This is a genomic window from Streptomyces sp. EDA2-14 (assembly GCF_054963755.1).
The window spans coordinates 119,431-134,512 of the sequence record NZ_JBUEGE010000017.1; the positions used below are offsets into that span (position 1 = coordinate 119,431).

18 protein-coding genes are annotated in these 15,082 nt (G+C 71.3%); 5 read left to right on the plus strand and 13 right to left on the minus strand.

The window, feature by feature from the left end; translation table 11 throughout:
* Positions 1 to 38: 38 nt before the first annotated feature.
* The 7 genes from ACY34M_RS31490 to ACY34M_RS31520 form a co-directional block, all read right to left on the minus strand.
* The gene (locus ACY34M_RS31490; RefSeq protein WP_462721741.1) at positions 39 to 911 is read right to left on the minus strand and encodes an ABC transporter permease; all 873 of its coding nucleotides are present in this window, start codon (positions 909 to 911) and stop codon (positions 39 to 41) included.
* Positions 904 to 1,896: an ABC transporter permease gene (locus tag ACY34M_RS31495; protein WP_462721740.1), complete on the minus strand. Its 993-nt coding sequence runs from the start codon at positions 1,894 to 1,896 to the stop codon at positions 904 to 906. The genes ACY34M_RS31490 and ACY34M_RS31495 overlap by 8 nt, the downstream gene beginning before the upstream one ends.
* Positions 1,893 to 3,473, minus strand: coding sequence for an ABC transporter substrate-binding protein (locus ACY34M_RS31500; RefSeq protein ID WP_462721739.1), 1,581 nt, complete (start codon positions 3,471 to 3,473; stop codon positions 1,893 to 1,895). Before ACY34M_RS31500 ends, ACY34M_RS31495 begins: the two co-directional genes overlap by 4 nt.
* Positions 3,474 to 3,585: 112 nt before the next feature.
* Positions 3,586 to 4,713, minus strand: a complete 1,128-nt coding sequence (locus ACY34M_RS31505) for an acyl-CoA dehydrogenase family protein (RefSeq protein WP_462721738.1) — start codon at positions 4,711 to 4,713, stop codon at positions 3,586 to 3,588.
* Positions 4,710 to 5,894 (minus strand): acyl-CoA dehydrogenase family protein, encoded by a 1,185-nt coding sequence (locus tag ACY34M_RS31510; protein ID WP_462721737.1) that lies wholly within the window; start codon positions 5,892 to 5,894, stop codon positions 4,710 to 4,712. Before ACY34M_RS31510 ends, ACY34M_RS31505 begins: the two co-directional genes overlap by 4 nt.
* On the minus strand, positions 5,891 to 6,880 hold the full coding sequence (locus ACY34M_RS31515) for an NADPH:quinone oxidoreductase family protein (RefSeq protein WP_462721736.1): 990 nt from the start codon (positions 6,878 to 6,880) through the stop codon (positions 5,891 to 5,893). The genes ACY34M_RS31510 and ACY34M_RS31515 overlap by 4 nt, the downstream gene beginning before the upstream one ends.
* 142 nt (positions 6,881 to 7,022) lie before the next feature.
* Positions 7,023 to 7,649, minus strand: a complete 627-nt coding sequence (locus ACY34M_RS31520; RefSeq protein ID WP_462721735.1) for a helix-turn-helix domain-containing protein — start codon at positions 7,647 to 7,649, stop codon at positions 7,023 to 7,025.
* A 96-nt stretch (positions 7,650 to 7,745) separates the two neighbouring features.
* On the opposite strand from ACY34M_RS31520, the gene ACY34M_RS31525 reads away from it, so the two are divergent.
* The gene (locus ACY34M_RS31525) at positions 7,746 to 8,759 is read left to right on the plus strand and encodes an NAD(P)/FAD-dependent oxidoreductase (protein ID WP_462721734.1); all 1,014 of its coding nucleotides are present in this window, start codon (positions 7,746 to 7,748) and stop codon (positions 8,757 to 8,759) included.
* A gap of 42 nt (positions 8,760 to 8,801) precedes the next feature.
* Here the strand turns inward: ACY34M_RS31525 and ACY34M_RS31530 are convergent, their stop codons facing one another.
* Positions 8,802 to 9,023 carry a helix-turn-helix domain-containing protein gene (locus tag ACY34M_RS31530; RefSeq protein WP_462721733.1) on the minus strand — a complete coding sequence of 74 codons (222 nt, stop codon included), beginning with the start codon at positions 9,021 to 9,023 and terminating at the stop codon, positions 8,802 to 8,804.
* Positions 9,023 to 9,514, minus strand: a complete 492-nt coding sequence (locus ACY34M_RS31535; protein WP_462721732.1) for a DUF2975 domain-containing protein — start codon at positions 9,512 to 9,514, stop codon at positions 9,023 to 9,025. Before ACY34M_RS31535 ends, ACY34M_RS31530 begins: the two co-directional genes overlap by 1 nt.
* 160 nt (positions 9,515 to 9,674) lie before the next feature.
* Here ACY34M_RS31535 and ACY34M_RS31540 point away from each other — a divergent pair, with 160 nt between their 5' ends.
* Positions 9,675 to 10,583, plus strand: a complete 909-nt coding sequence (locus tag ACY34M_RS31540) for an SDR family oxidoreductase (RefSeq protein WP_462721731.1) — start codon at positions 9,675 to 9,677, stop codon at positions 10,581 to 10,583.
* 9 nt (positions 10,584 to 10,592) lie between these two features.
* On the opposite strand, the gene ACY34M_RS31545 is transcribed toward ACY34M_RS31540, so the two are convergent.
* Positions 10,593 to 11,024 (minus strand): PPOX class F420-dependent oxidoreductase, encoded by a 432-nt coding sequence (locus tag ACY34M_RS31545; protein WP_462721730.1) that lies wholly within the window; start codon positions 11,022 to 11,024, stop codon positions 10,593 to 10,595.
* A 65-nt stretch (positions 11,025 to 11,089) separates the two neighbouring features.
* The gene (locus tag ACY34M_RS31550) at positions 11,090 to 11,929 is read right to left on the minus strand and encodes an enoyl-CoA hydratase/isomerase family protein (RefSeq protein WP_462721729.1); all 840 of its coding nucleotides are present in this window, start codon (positions 11,927 to 11,929) and stop codon (positions 11,090 to 11,092) included.
* Between the two features lie 55 nt (positions 11,930 to 11,984).
* Between ACY34M_RS31550 and ACY34M_RS31555 the strand changes: the two genes are divergently transcribed.
* Positions 11,985 to 12,518, plus strand: a complete 534-nt coding sequence (locus tag ACY34M_RS31555) for a helix-turn-helix domain-containing protein (protein WP_462721728.1) — start codon at positions 11,985 to 11,987, stop codon at positions 12,516 to 12,518.
* A gap of 47 nt (positions 12,519 to 12,565) precedes the next feature.
* Positions 12,566 to 12,775 (plus strand): hypothetical protein, encoded by a 210-nt coding sequence (locus ACY34M_RS31560; protein WP_462721727.1) that lies wholly within the window; start codon positions 12,566 to 12,568, stop codon positions 12,773 to 12,775.
* A 32-nt stretch (positions 12,776 to 12,807) separates the two neighbouring features.
* Here ACY34M_RS31560 and ACY34M_RS31565 read toward each other — a convergent pair whose 3' ends face one another.
* The gene (locus tag ACY34M_RS31565) at positions 12,808 to 13,377 is read right to left on the minus strand and encodes a hypothetical protein (RefSeq protein ID WP_462721726.1); all 570 of its coding nucleotides are present in this window, start codon (positions 13,375 to 13,377) and stop codon (positions 12,808 to 12,810) included.
* Between the two features lie 42 nt (positions 13,378 to 13,419).
* Positions 13,420 to 14,391, minus strand: a complete 972-nt coding sequence (locus ACY34M_RS31570) for an SDR family NAD(P)-dependent oxidoreductase (RefSeq protein ID WP_462721725.1) — start codon at positions 14,389 to 14,391, stop codon at positions 13,420 to 13,422.
* Positions 14,392 to 14,454: 63 nt separating this feature from the next.
* On the opposite strand from ACY34M_RS31570, the gene ACY34M_RS31575 reads away from it, so the two are divergent.
* Positions 14,455 to 15,054, plus strand: a complete 600-nt coding sequence (locus ACY34M_RS31575; RefSeq protein ID WP_462721724.1) for a TetR/AcrR family transcriptional regulator — start codon at positions 14,455 to 14,457, stop codon at positions 15,052 to 15,054.
* The last annotated feature ends 28 nt before the right edge of the window (positions 15,055 to 15,082 follow it).

Genomic DNA, 15,082 nt, shown 5'->3' on the forward strand with positions numbered 1-15,082 from the left:
GAACCGTACGGACAGCCCGTCCACCGAAAGCACCGTGGTCACAGGGTCAGCTCCGATCGGCGGCGGGGGTTCAGGCGTTCGCGCCAGGCGCCGGCGAGGCCCGCGATCGCCAGGGTCGGCACGATGATGAACAGGCCGGGGAAGAGGGTCGGCCACCAGTCGCCCGCGAGCAGCGAGCCGCGCGCCGTCTGGACGAGCGTGCCGAGGCTGGCCTGGTGGGTGGGCAGTCCGAGGCCGAGGAAGGACAGGGCGGACTCGTGCCAGATGGCGTGCGGCACCATGAGGACCGCGGCGAGCGCGGCCTGCGGCAGCACGCCGGGCAGCAGGTGTCGGGCCGTCACCCGCCACCGTGAGGCGCCGCCGGAGATCGCCGCGTCCACGTAGGGGCGCGAGCGCAGCGACAGCACCTCCGCGCGCACGATGCGGGCCGTCGACAGCCAGTGCGTCAGGCCCACCGAAATCACGACCGGCCACACACCGGGCCGGAACATCGCCACGATGAAGATGCCGAGCAGCAGGTGCGGCACGGACGAGAAGGTGTCCACGACGCGCATCACGCCCCGGTCGACCCAGCCGCCGAGCGCGCCCGCGAGCGCCCCGACGGCGGTGCCGATGACGGTCGCGACCACGGCGGCCACGACGCCGACGAGCAGCGAGACCCGCAGCCCGTACACGCAGCGCAGCAGCAGATCGCGGCCGACGTCGTCGGTGCCGAAGGGGTGTGCCAGGGAGGGTGGTCGGAGCTTCGCGGCGAGGTCGACGGCCTGCTGGTCGAGCTGCGTCAGGGGCGGCACCAGCAGCACGGCGAGGACCACGAACCCCACGATCACCGCGGACGAACGTACCCGCCACGCGCGCGTGGAGCGGCGGCGCACCCCGTGCGTGCGCCACTGGAGCGTCTGGTCAGCCATCGAAGCCCACTCTCGGGTCGGCGATTCCGTACAGCAGGTCGGCGGCCCAGTTCCCGGCGAGTACGGCGAGGGTCGCGAGGACCGTGACGGCGGCGAGCAGCGGGAAGTCCACGGACGTGGCGGCCTGCACGGTGGCCGCGGCGATGCCGGGCCAGCTGAACACGGTCTCCACGAGCAGCGCCCCGGTGATGAGTTCGGGCACGCGCGAGCCGATGAGGGTGAGTACGGGCAGGGTGCCGGAGCGCAGCGCGTGTCCGAACAGGACGGTGCGCGGGGCGAGTCCGCGGGCCCTCGCCCCTCGCACGGGGTCCTCGTCGAGGGCGTCGCCGACGCCCTGCCGGACGTAGAGGACGAACCACGGCAGTTGGGAGATCGCCAAGACGCCCGCGGGCAGCGCGAGATGGGACAGCACCTGCCCTGCGGTGACCGTCGTGGAGCCGGTGTCGGTGAGTCCGCCGGCCGGCAGCACGCCGAGCTTCAGCGCGAACAGCCACACGGCGAGCAGGCCGAGCCAGAACGGCGGCGCGGCCTCCAGCGTGTACGCGAGCGAGGTGACCGCCCGGTCGAACCAGCCGCCCTGACGGCGCGCGGCGAGCACGCCGAGGAGCGTGCCGAGCGCGATCGCGGCGAGGAAAGCGGTGGCGGCGAGCAGTACGGACCAGCCGAGGCGTTCCCCGATGACCTGCGCGACCGGCTGCCGCATGACGGCCGAGTCGCCGAGGTCGCCGGTGACCGCCGACGTCAGCCAGTTCCACCAGCGGGTGAACAGGGGCTGGTCGACACCGAGGTTGGCCCGCAGCTGGTCGAGGTTCTCCTGTGACGCGGTGAGGCCGGCCGTGCCCGCGTAGGCCTTGACCGGGTCGAAGGGGGACGCCGCGGCGATCGCGAAGACGCCGAGGGTGACGGCCGCCAGGACGGGCACGGCGAACACGATCCGCCGGCCTGTCAGGCGCGCCATCGGCCCCCAGGGGAGCCGTCTGCTCATGCCTTCCAGTCCTCGACGTTCCACCAGGGCCCGGAGGCGAGCCCGTGGTCGTGCGGTTCGACCTGCGTGGAGAGGTCGCCGAACTTCTTGTCGACGACGTAGAGGTGGTCGATGTGGGTGAGGAAGGTGTAGCCGGGATCCTTGGCGAGTTCGCGCTGGACGGTGTCGTACGCGGACTGCCGCTTCGCCTTGTCGTCGGTGCGGCGGGCGTCCTCCAGGGCGGTGTCGACCTTCTTGTTGTCGTAGTGGGCCATGTTGTTGAAGCCGTCGCCCGCAAGCGACGATTTCAACATCGTGTACTGGTCGAAGTCGGGGTCGGCGGGGGCGCCGCCGCCCGCGAGGACCGCGTCCTTCGGCATGCGCGGCTGGATCACTTCCCAGGTGCCGCTGTCGACCTTGACGTCGATGCCGAGCTTCTTGGCGTCGGAGGCGTAGGCGAGGGCGTGGTCCTGGCGGAGCTTGTCGCCGGTGAGGTACCAGAGCGGGAAGGCGGCGCGCACCCCGTTCTTCGCGCGGATGCCGTCCTTGCCCGCCTTCCACCCGGCCTTGTCGAGCAGCTTCTTGGCCTTGGCGAGGTCGTGCTCGCGCTCGGTGCCCTTGGTGAACCAGGGACTGTCGGTGGGCACCGGCCCGTATGCCTCCTTGCCCGCGCCTTCCAGGATCTGGTCGACCATGGCCTTGCGGTCCACGCCGATGTCGAGGGCGCGCCGGATGTCGGTGTCGCCGGTGACCTTGTTGCCGGTCGGCAGGGTGACGACGCGGTAGTCGAAGGAGTTCGCCGCGTAGGTCTTCTTGGCGGTGTCGGACGTGAAGGTCTTGGCGAGGTTGGGCGGCAGGATGGCGCCGTCGAGGTCGCCGGAGCGCAGCCGGGTGGCGCGCACGTCGTCGTCCTTGATGATCGCCATGGTGAAGTTCTCGACCTTGGGCGCGCCGCCCCAGTAGTCGGGGTTGGCCTTGAAGACGAGCTTCTCGCCCTTGGACCACGTGACCAGCTTGTACGGTCCCGTGCCGATGGGCTTGGTGGTGAAGCGGCCGTTGTTGACGTCCTGCGCGCCCGCGACGTGCTCGGGGGCGATGGGCAGGACGGTGCGCTCGGCGAACGGCGCGTAGGGGTACTTGAGGTGGAAGACGACGGTGTCGTCGCCCTTCGCCTCGACGTCCTCGACGGCGTCCAGTTCGGACTTGGAGGCGTTGTTGGTCTTCTTGTCGAGGATGGTCTCGTACGTGAAGACGACGTCCTTGGCCGTGAACGGCTTGCCGTCGCTGAACTTCACGCCGTCGCGCAGCTCGTACGTGTACGTGCGGCCGTCGTCGCTCACCTTCGGCAGCTTCGCCGCGAGCGCGGGCCTGAGCTTCATGTCGGCGTCGTGCGTGAGCAGCCCGTCGAAGATCTTCGAGTTGCCGTCCTTGCCGTAGCCGAGGAGCGGGCTGAGGCTGTCGGGCTCGTAGGCGATGCCGACGACGGCACTGCCGCTGCCGCCGCCCTTGGCGTCGTCGTTCGGCGCCGCGCAGGCGGCGGTCAGTGTCAGTGCGCCGACCGCCGCCCCCGCTATGGCGCTCCTTGCCGGACGTGCCACGTCACCCACCCCTATTCAAGATCATCGGTTATTGCGAACGAGTCGCAATAATGTCATCCCGTCAAGGAGAGGTAAAACCCGCCTGTGAAGTTGTTGTCCGCGCAGGGCCTGGTCAGGGGGTCCTCAGATCGACCAGTTCGGCCAGTTCCTCCCGGTGCCGCCCCGCCGTGCCGAGCGCGATCGAGTCGGCCTTGGCGCGCTTGAGGTACAGGTGGATCGGGTGCTCCCACGTCATGCCGATGCCGCCGTGCAGTTGCAGCGCCTCCTCGGCGGCGTGCACCGCGACGGGCGCGGCGTACGCCTGGGCGACGGCGACCGCGATGTCTGTCTCCTCACCTCCGGCGGACTCGCTGCCGGTGGCGAGCGCGTCGGCCGCGTTGCGGGCCGCGGCGCGGGTGTTCACCGTCTCCAGCCAGAGCTGGGCGAGGCGGTGCTTGAGCGCCTGGAAAGAGCCGACCGGCCGGTTGAACTGGTTGCGCTCCTTCGTGTAGCGCACGGTCTCCGTCAACAGCCAGTCGGCGAGACCCAGTTGCTCCGACACGAGCAGTCCGGCGCCGGCCCGCAGCGCGCGCCGCACGGGCGTGGCCGCGCTGTCGCTCAGCGGCCGGCCGGCGGCCCCCGCGAACGTCACGGCGGCCAGCGGGCGCGTACGGTCCAGCGAGACCTGCGGCTCGACGGTGACGCCCTCGGCGCCCGCGTCGACGACGAACAGGCCGCTCGCAGTGGGCACGAGGAACACATCGGCGGCGGCCGCGTCCGCGACACCGGTGACCCGCCCGGTCAGCGCCCCGCCCTCTTCACGAACGTCTCGGAAGTCCTGCCCGGCCGTGGCCGACAGCGGCACGGTGAGCACGCCGATGGAGCGGCCCGAGGCGAGGGAGGCGAGGACAGTGGCCGCCTCGTCGCCCTCGCAGGCGAGCAGCGCTTCCGTGGCGATGACGGCGCTGGTCAAGTACGGGACCGGGGCGACGGCGCGCCCCAACTCCTCCAGGACGACGGCCGCTTCGCGGTGCGAGGCGCCCTGGCCGCCCTTGTCCTCGGGCACGAGGAGACCGGCGAGGCCCATCGTCTCGGCGAGGTTCTTCCACAGCTCGCGGTCGTGCGGCGTGTCCGTCTCGACGCGGGCGAGGACCTCGGTGGCGTCGCAGTGGTCGGTGAGCAGGTCGCGGACCGCGGAGCGGAGCGCTTCCTCCTCCTCGGAGTAGAGGAGGTCGGGTTCGGTGTGCACGGCGGCGGTCATCGGGCGAGGTCCTTCCAGGCGACGTCCTTGTCGGTGCGCGGCTCGGACGGCAGGCCCAGGACGCGCTCGGCGACGATGTTCAGCAGGATCTCGCTCGTCCCGCCCTCGATGCTGTTCCCCTTGGCACGCAGATACCGGTATCCGGCCTCGCGGCCCGCGAAGTCGACGATCTCCGGCCTGCGCAGGGTCCAGTCGTCGTACAACAGCCCCTCCTCGCCGAGGAGTTCCACCTCCAGGCCGCTGATCTCCTGGTTGAGGCGGGCGAAGCCGAGCTTCATGCCCGCGCCCTCTGGGCCGGGGTGTCCGGCGACGAGCTGCTGGCGCAGGCGTTCGGACGTGAGGCGGGCGACCTCGGACTCGACCCACAGCTTGACGAGCCGCTGGTGCAGATCGTGGGTGCGCAGTTCGGGGCGCTCGCGCCAGGTCTTGGCGACGATGCCGACGAGCCCGCCCTCGCGGGGCACGCGCATGCCGCCGATGGAGACGCGCTCGTTGTTGAGGGTGGTCTGGGCGACCCGCCAACCGTCGCCGACCTCGCCGAGACGGTGGGCGTCGGGGATCCGGACGTCGGAGAGGAACACCTCGTTGAACTCGGCCTCGCCGGTGATCTGGCGCAGCGGCCTGACCTCGACGCCGGGGTCGGTCATGTCGCACACGAAGTACGTCATTCCCTTGTGCTTGGGCACGTCCGGGTCGGTGCGGGTGACGAGGATCGCGAAGCGCGCGTTGTGCGCGTTGGACGTCCACACCTTCTGTCCGTTGACGACCCAGCTGTCGCCGTCACGGACGGCGCGGGTGCCGAGCGCGGCCAGGTCGGAGCCTGCGCCGGGCTCGCTGAACAGCTGGCACCAGATCTCCTCGCCGACCCAGAGGGGCTTGAGGAAGCGCTGCTTCTGCTCGTCGGTGCCGTAGCGCAGGATGGTGGGGGCGGCCATGCCGAGTCCGATGCCGTTGCGCCGCGGGTTGTTGTCCGGGGCGCCCGCCGCGGTCAGCTCGGCCTCCACGACGGCCTGGAGTGCGCGCGGCGCGTCGAGCCCGCCGAGGCCCTCCGGGTAGTGCACCCAGGCGAGCCCTGCGTCGAAGCGGGCGCTGAGGAAGTCCTCGCGGCTCGTGGTGGCGGGCGGATGCGCGGCCAGGAACTCCTGTGTGCGGGCGCGCAGCCCGGCGGCGTCCAGGCTCATGCGGCTGTTCCTTCCTGCGTACGGGCGTTCAGGCCCGGCACCACCACGACGCGGCCGGTCGTGATGCCGTCGGCGACGCGCTGCACGGCGGACGCGGCGTCGCTGAGGTCGACACGCTCGCTGACCAGCGGCTTGATGGCGCCGCTCGCGGCCAGCTCGGTGAGCTTCTGGTGGCAGTGCGGGATCAGCTTCGGGTTCTTGGTGGCGTACAGGCCCCAGTGCAGCCCGAGGATCGAGTAGTTCTTCACGAGCGCGTGGTTGAGCGCGGCGGTCGGGATGGCTCCGGAGGCGAAGCCGACGACGACGATGCGGCCCTCGAAGGCGACGACCTTCGTGGACTGCCGGTACGCGTCGCCGCCCACGGGGTCGTAGATCACGTCGGCGCCGCGGCCTCCGGTGGCCTCCTTCACGGCGGCGATGACGTCCTCGGCGCGCCGGTCGATCACGACGTCGCAGCCGAGGTCGGCGGCGACCTTCGCCTTCTCGGGGCCGCCGACGACGCCGATGACCCTGGCGCCCGCGGCCTTGCCGAGCTGCACGGCGGCGCTGCCGACCCCGCCCGCGGCGGCGTGCACGAGCAGCGTCTCGCCCGCCTGGAGGCGGGCGCGCTGGTGCAGGCCGAACCAGCCGGTCTGATAGCCGATGTGCAGGGCGGCGACCTCGGCGTCGTCGAGCGATTCGGGAGCGGGCAACAGCGCGTTCGCATCGGCGACCGTGTACTCGGCGAGACCGCCGCGCGGCAGCGCGGGGTTGGCGATCACGCGGCGGCCGTCCTCGGTCTCGCCGCAGATCTCCACGCCCGGCGTGAACGGCAGCGGGGGCGTGACCTGGTACTGCCCCTTGCAGAGCAGCGCGTCCGGGAAGTTGATGTTGGCGGCGCGCACCTTGAGCAGAACCTGCCCCTCGCCGGGCACGGGGCGCGTCACCTCTTCGAGGCGCATCACCTCGCTCGGCTCGCCGTTCTCGTGCACTTGCCATGCCTGCATGCGGGGCCTCCACGGGACTGCTTCGTCAAACCGGGTTCGGCCGCATACTAAGCGGTCGCTTGCCGATCTGTGAATGCCCCGGAAGGGTCAGCAGGCGATCGGAAGGGATCGGATCCCGGTCCGGATCGCGCTCACACGTCCGTCACGCGTCCTTCTTGCGGGCGGGCCGCGCCCGTACGTGCATGCGCTCGCCCTGCGCGCCGAACAGGACCAGGAATTCCGCGGGCCCCTCCCCCGTGGAGCCGAACCAGTGCGGCACACGCGTGTCGAACTCGACGACCTCGCCCGGCTCCAGCACGAAGTCGTGCTCGCCGAGGACGAGCCGCAGCTTCCCGGAGAGCATGTACATCCACTCGTAGCCCTCGTGCGTCTTCTGCTCCGGCTCGACCCGTCGCTTCGGCTCGATCACCTTGTACGCCTGGAGGCCGCCCGGCTGCCGGGTCAGCGGGATCATGGTCCGCCCGCCCCGCACGATCGGCTTGGCCTGCACCCGCGGGTCCTCCACGGGCGGCGCGCCGACGAGCTCGTCCAGGGGCACCTTGTGCGCGCGGGCGATGGGCAGCAGCAGCTCCAGGCTGGGCTTGCGCAGGCCCGACTCCAGGCGGGACAGCGTGCTCACGGAGATTCCGGTGGTCTCGGAGAGCCCGGACAGGGTGGCGCCGCGCTCCTTGCGCAGCGCCCGCAGCCGGTTCCCGACGCCCGACAGGACGGCGTCCATGCTCGCCTCGGACTGCTCTTCTTCGTCGTTCCGGTGACCGTTCCGATTCATGAATCCATTGCAGTTTCGGCAAGCGCGTTTGTCAATACGGCGAGAACGGGTGCACCTTCGACACCACGGCAGATTCACGAGGACGAGGTGGTCACCATGCAGACACAGCCCAAGCAGGACGCGTACGAGGTCGTGGTCGTCGGCGGTGGAACGGCGGGCCTGACGGCCGCGCTGATCCTCGGCCGCTCGCGCCGCTCGGTACTGGTGGTGGACGCGGGCGAACCGCGCAACGCACCGGCCGCGCACATGCACGGCTTCCCTTCGCGGGACGGCACGCCGCCCGCCGAATTCCTGGCCGAGATCCGGCGCGAGGTCACCGCGTACGGCGTCGGGCTGGTACGGGACCGGGTGACGGCGGCCGAGCCGGACGGGCACGGCGAGTTCGACGTGGCGCTGGCGGACGGCGGCCGGGTGCACGCGCGGCGCCTGATCGTCGCCACCGGCCTGGTCGACGAGCTGCCGGACATCCCCGGCCTCGCCGAACGCTGGGGCGACGACGTCATCCACTGCCCGTTCTGCCACGGCTACGAGGTGCGCGACCAGCCGATCGGCGTCCTGTACCGCAAGGCGACCGGCATCCACCAGGCGCTCCTGTTCAGCGGCCTCTCGGACGACGTGACGCTCTTCCTGAACGGCGCCGACGAGGACGACCTCCCCGACGAGCACTGGCAGCTCCTCGCCGCGGCCGGGGTGAGCGTGGTCAGCGGCAAGGTCGACGGGATCGAGGTGGCGGACGACCGGCTGGCCGGGGTACGGCTCGAGGGCGGGCGGACCTTCGCGCGCTCCGTGCTGGTCGTGCCGACGGTGACGGTGCCGCGGGACTCGCTGCTGAGCGCGCTCGGGGCCCGGACGAAGGAGACTCCTGCGGGGCCGTTCGTCGACGTGGACCCGACCGGCCTGACCAGTGTGCCGGGCGTGTGGGCGGTGGGGAACGCGGCCGGGCCCGCGGAGCAGGTGGTCAACGCGGCGAGTGCGGGCTACCGGGCGGGCGTCACGCTGCACGCGCAGCTGCTCCACACGGACCTGGAGCGGGGGGCCGAGCGGCGGCGGTCCGGGGCGTTCTCCCCGGAGGGCGAGCGGGCGGTGGCCCGGGCGCGCCGGGCGGCGTGAGGAGCGCCGGGACCAGGGGCACACCCCCTGCCCCGTAGCCCCTCACCCTTCCGCGCCGCCCTCCGCCTCCCACCGCAGCAGGTCCCCCGGCTGACAGTCGAGCACCTCGCACAGTGCGGCGAGTGTGGTGAAGCGGACCGCCTTGGCGCGGCCGTTCTTCAGGACCGCGAGGTTGGCGGGGGTGATGCCTACGCGGTCGGCCAGCTCGCCGACGGACATCTTCCGTTTGGCCAGCATGACGTCGACGTCGACGACGATCGGCATCAGATCACCTCGTCCAGCTCGGCCCGCAGCTCCGTCGCCTCGACGTCGCGCGCGACCGCCTGGGCGAGCAGCATCCGCAGGACGAGCACGATGAGCGCCACCCCGAGGACGGCCAGCCCGATGCCGCCCATGATGAGAGTGACGCCGGGGTCCTCGCGCTGGCCGGGTGCGTTGACGGCCGTGACGACGAACCACAGCAGGCCGGCCGCGACGATCGAGCCGATCACCCCGTCGACATACCGGAAGGCGGCGTGGGAGAACACCGTGCCGCGGCGCACCATCGCCACGAGCCGCCATACGCAGACCAGGGCGACCTGGGCCACGACCATCCCCAGGATCGTGATCACGCGCAGAGCGGCCAGTGGGAGCGATCCGTCCTCCGGGTCGCTCCCACTGACCAGCACCCACACCATCGACACCTGCACGAACACGGTGCCCGCGAGCACCACCGCGAGCACGGCGCGCAACGCACGCACGGTCCACTTCCCCATGACCCACCCTGACTCTTCCATTGAATTGCGATGGGAATCTATCGAAAAACGATAGGCGCGGCAAGGGTGACCTCCAGAGGGTCCGGGAACCCGTGGCCCGTCGGCAGCGAACAGCGGCCAAGCCATGGAAGGTTGAGGCTTCAGGAGGTATCAGTGCGCCATGACGACGCACTCCTCGCCCGCCCCGCGCGGCCTCCCCGCCCCTCCCCCGCTCGGCGCGTCCGCGCTGCCGCCGGACACGTACGACGGCCGGCTCGTCCTGGTGACCGGAGGCGGTACGGGGCTGGGGCGGGCCGTCGCCGCGGAGTTCGCGCGACTCGGGGCCGGCGTGATGATCGTGAGCCGGAAGGCGGAGCATCTGGCGCCCGCGCGCGAGGAGTTGCAGGCGATCGAGGGCGCGGGGCTGATCACTGCGGCGACCTGCGACATCCGGGACGCGGCCAGGATCACGGAGGTCTTCGACGCGGCGTTCGCCGCGCACGGACGGACACCGGACGTGCTGGTGAACAACGCGGCAGCCAACTTCCCCGTACCGGCCGAGGAAATGTCGCCGAACGGCTGGCGCTCGGTCGTCGACATCACGCTCAACGGCACGTACTTCATGACCCGTGAGTTCGGGCGCCGTCACCTGGCGGCGGGCACACCGGGCTCGGTGATCGCCGTCGGGGCGTCGTACGCGTGGACGGGCGGTCCGGGCTACGCGCACAGTTCGGCGGCCAAGGCGGGTGTGAAGAACCTGGTGGAGACGCTGGCCGTGGAGTGGGGCCCGTACGGGATCCAGGTCAACGGTCTGGTGCCGGGCCTCATGCCGCACGAGGACATGACGCCCGACATCCGCGACAACCTCGACCGCGCCCAGGACCCCGCCGCCCGGCAGCCCGCGCTCCGGGTGGGCGCGCCACGGGAGTTGGGCTGGGCCGCGACGTTCCTGGCCTCTCCCTACGCCCGGTTCGTCAGCGGGCACACGCTGGTGGTGGACGGGGCGAACTGGCAGCGCCGGGCGTTGGTCAACGATCCGGTGACGCCGGTGCGGGAGCAGATGGGGCGCGGCCCGTTCGACGGCGGCTGACGGACGGGGTCAGCCGATCCGCTGCCCGTACACGTGCTCCACGGCCATCGCCATCAGCACGCGGCGGTCGGACACCATCACCGACCGGTACTCGTCCCAGTCGGGGTGTTCACCGGCCGCCTTCCGGTAGTAGTCGACGAGCGCCTCGACCTCGGGCCCCTTCGGGTCGTTGCCCGGGCCGAGGAGCGTCACGGTGCCCTCGGCCGTCGCCCACGAGCGGCCGTCGGAGCTGGTCACCTCCAGGGCGGCGCGCGGGTCGCGGCGCAGGTTGGCGGTCTTGGCGCGGCCCTCGGTCATCGACACGTACAGCGTCTCGGTCTCCGGGTCGTAGAACGGCTGGACCGGGGAGAGCTGCGGCCGGCCGTCGGACTTGAGGGTGGCGAGCACGCCGAGCCTGCTCTCGGCGAGAAGGGTGCGCGGGGCGAAGGGTGCGGTGGTCATGGTCACCTTTCGGACGGAAGGACGCTGCGGCGCCGGCGCGGTCCGCCGACACCTCTGCGAACATCTCACGCGCCCCGGTATTCCGGTGGCCTGCGCCGCGCCTTCGCTGTGAACCCCTCGGTCGCGTCCTCGGAGGTGAGCGTCAGCGCGGCGCTCATGGCGACCCGGTCGAGCGCGGCGTCGAGCCCCGCGTCGGCGTACGCGTCGATGTCGCGCTTGACGGACTGCACGGCGAGCGGCGCGTTGCCGGCGATCTCGGTGGCCACGTCGCGTGCGGCGCGCTCCAACTCGATGGCCGGGACGACCTGCTGAAGGAGGTTCAGCCGGTGGGCGGTCTCCGCGTCGATCCGGCGACCGGTGAGCGCGAGGAACTTCGCCCACCCGGCACCCGCCTCGCGCGCGATCCGCAGGTCCCCGCCCGCGTCGACGGCAACCCCCAACTGCGCCTCCGGCAGGGCGAACACGGCGTCGTCGGCCGCGATCCGCACGTCCGCCATCAGCGCCAGCTCGAACCCAAAGCCCAGGCAGTACCCCTGGACGGCGGCGACCACGGGCTGCGGAAGCCGCGCGAACGCGGCGAACCGCTCGTGCGCCCACCGGATCCCCTCGTAGTATGCCCGGTGCCGCGCCGACCCGCTCTCCCCTTCGATGCCGCCGCCGGGCGCGCCCACATCGATCCCCGCGCAGAAGGCCCGCCCCTCGGCGCGCAGCAGCACGACACGTATCCGCTCGTCGAACCGGATCCGGTCGGCCATCACGCCCAGCTGCCGACTGGACTCCCAGCTCCAAGCGTTGAGCTTGGCCGGCCGGCACAGCGTGAGCACGCCGATCCCGTCCTTCTCGACGTCGAGGCGCATCCTCCGCTCCTCCCCTTCGGGGATGCGGGTGTCGGTCGTGTCGATCATCCGCGCAGGGTAGCGGCGCGGGCCCGCATGCTGAAGACACGTGCACCCTCAAGTCTTGCTCGACTCCCTGCGCTTCGACGGCCCGGCCACCGCCTCACAACTCGCAGCGAAACTCGGTGAGTCCAGCGGCGCGACCAGCTATCACCTGCGCCAGCTCGCCGTTCACGGGTTCATCGAGGACGCACCGGAGCGGGGCAAGGGGCGGGAGCGCTGGTGGAAGGCGGTCCATCAAGGCCTGCGTTTCGACGAGGCCCTCCTGACCGACGAGAACCCGGAGGTGCGGGGCGCCGCCGACATGTACCTCCACGAAGTGCTGACCACGCACACCCGCGACCTCACGACCTGGCTGGGCAACCGGCACGCCGGGCCGGAGGAGTGGAGCGGTTCCTGGGACCTGAGCAGCTCGACGATCCGCCTCACCCCCGACCTCACGCGCGAGCTCGTGGAGAAGCTGCACGAGGTCATCGAAACGTACCGCGGCCGGGCCGCGGCGGAAGTCCCCGAAGACGCCGCCGCGGCGGCGAACGTACGCATCCACACGCACGCATTTCCCCTCACCGACGAGCGACAACCGACAAGTGACGAGTGACGAGTGACGAGTGACGAGTGAACCGCCGAGCGAGAGGCCGCACTTCGATGCACCCGGACCCACGGCTCTACCTGTTCCTCCACCACACCCGCGCCGCCGAACTCCACGCGGCGGGCGACAACCACCGCCTCGCCGCCGCGGCCACCCGCCGACCCCGACGCCACTCCAAACGCCTTCGCATGCGCGTCGGCTGGACCCTGGTGGAGCTGGGCCTGCGCCTGGCGACACCGCCGAAGCCGACGAGCGCGGTGCCCTAGGGCCCGCGCACCGAGGAGGGAACGACGAGTGATCAGCGATCGACCGGCGAGGAATTCGCCGACCGGGAACGGCCGGCTGCGTCGAGGGCGTGCTCTTTGAGGAAGACGCCCGCGTGGGCCGCGGCCTCTTCCGCGGTCGCGCAGCGCGTCCCATCGGCGCCCGAGGCGGATGCTCCATCGGCGCCCACGCCCGTCCAACTCCACTCGCCGGAAGGCTCCTGCACCAGTTCGGCAGTCCCCCCGAAGAGCGCGAGCGCGCTCCTGCCAGCCGCCGCGGACGCCGAGCGGCTGACGGCGTCGGGCCACTTCTTGCGAGCGCCCTGCCGGGTGATGCCCCAGACCGCCCCCATCTGCTCGTAACTGGCGCCGTAGGAGCCGGCGGTCGCCGCCGCGTGCGCGGTCAATCGCCTGACCTCGGCATCCATCACCTTCCAGGCGGCCAGGACGGACAGTGCCACTTCGGCGGGATCCGCGTCCCACATACGGTCCGCGGGCTGCCCGGTCTGGTGGGAGCGAATCGCCGAGGCCAACGGGTTCAGGGCGTCGTACAGCGCCTTGTCGAGTTCCGCCTGCTCTTCCGGGGTGATCTCAGAGACCGTCATGCGACAACTATAGTTTCCGAACAGTCATATGGAAACCAAAGTTTACGAATCGAACAGGCCGACCGAGACACCCCACAAACGCTCGGCCGCAGCGGGATCGAGCGCCCACTCCTTGACCCCGTGCGGGTGCCGTGCGAGGTCCGCGTCGTTCGGCACGGTGGGGGCCTCCTGCCCGTCGTCCAGGTAGTGGCCTCCGGTGTGCGCGAATTGCGGGGAGACGGCCGCGACGAGGGTGGTGGCTGCCCCCTGCTCGACCGTTTTGTACGTGAAGACCCCGGCGGCCTCGGCCGCGGCGAGCGACGCTTTCTGCTCCGGCGTGAAGTTCCGCTGCAACCCCGTCGCGATGCCTCCGGGATTCACCGCGTTCGCGACGACGCCGTCGGACGCCCAGCGGCGGGTCGCCTCGACGGCGAAGAGGGAGTTCGCCGTCTTCGACTGGGCGTAGGCGATCTGCGGGTCGTAGGGGCGGCGTTCGAAGTGAAGATCACCGAAGTCGACGCCTGCCCGCATGTGCGCCGTCGAACTGACGGAGACGATCCGCGCTCCGTCGCGATCGGCCGCGCCCAGGGCCAGGGCGCCGCGCAAGCCGGTGGCCAGCGCGAAGTGACCGAGATGGTTCGTCGCGAACTGCAACTCCCAGCCCTCGTCGGTCCGTTCGAGGCCGCCCGTGACCACGCCGGCGTTGTTGACCAGCAGGTGGAGCGGCCCCTCCCAGGCGTCGACGAATCGCGAGACGCATGCCCTGTCGGCCAGGTCGAGCCGTGCGACCCGGGGCCTGATCCCGCCGGTCGACCGCGCGATCCGCCCGGCGACGGCGTCCCCCGCGACCGTGTTCCGGACGGCGAGCGTCACCTCGGCCCCGGCAGCGGCCAGCGAACGGGCCGTCTCTACGCCGAGTCCGGACGACGCCCCCGTCACGATCGCGCGGACACCGGCGAGGTCGAGGCCCCGCAACACGTCGTCCGCGGTACTGGAGGCGGTGAAGGGCGTGGCGATGAGGCTGGGGGCTACCATGACAGCGACTATACGGACTGAACATGAATTGTATAGTGCGGTCAGTGGTCATAGGGTCGCCGCATGAGCACTCCCGAGGCCGCCCCCTCGCCGCCCACAGGCGCCGCCGACACCGATCGCCGCAGCCAGGTCCTGGACTCCGCCATGGCCACGTTCGCGCGGTTCGGATACCGGAAGACCTCGATGGAGGAGGTGGCACGGACGGCACACATCTCCAGGCCCGGCCTCTACTTCCTCTTCTCCTCGAAGGAGGCCCTGTTCCGCGCCGCGGCCGGCCGGACCCTGGAACGCGACCTCACGGCGGTCGAACGCATCCTCACCGACCCCGACCGCCCACTCCGGGAACGCCTCGCGGAGGCCTTCGACCAGTGGGCGGGCCGCTACATCGGCCCGCTGTCGCGCGACATCGCGGCCGTCATCGAGGACAACCCGGGGCTCCTCGGCGAGATCACGGAAACAGCGCCGCGGCGCTTCGAGGAACTGGTCACGACCGCGATCGCCCGCGCCTCGGGCCACGAACCGGCCACCCCCGTCGCGCAGACACTCATCAGCACGTCGATCGGCCTCAAGCACCAGGCCGATTCACGGGAGTTCTACCTGCACCGCCTCAAGTCCGCCATCACCCTGCTCGTTCACGAGCAGCCCGACCCACCACTGGAGTAGACACTGTCTACCAACTTCCGGTAGACAG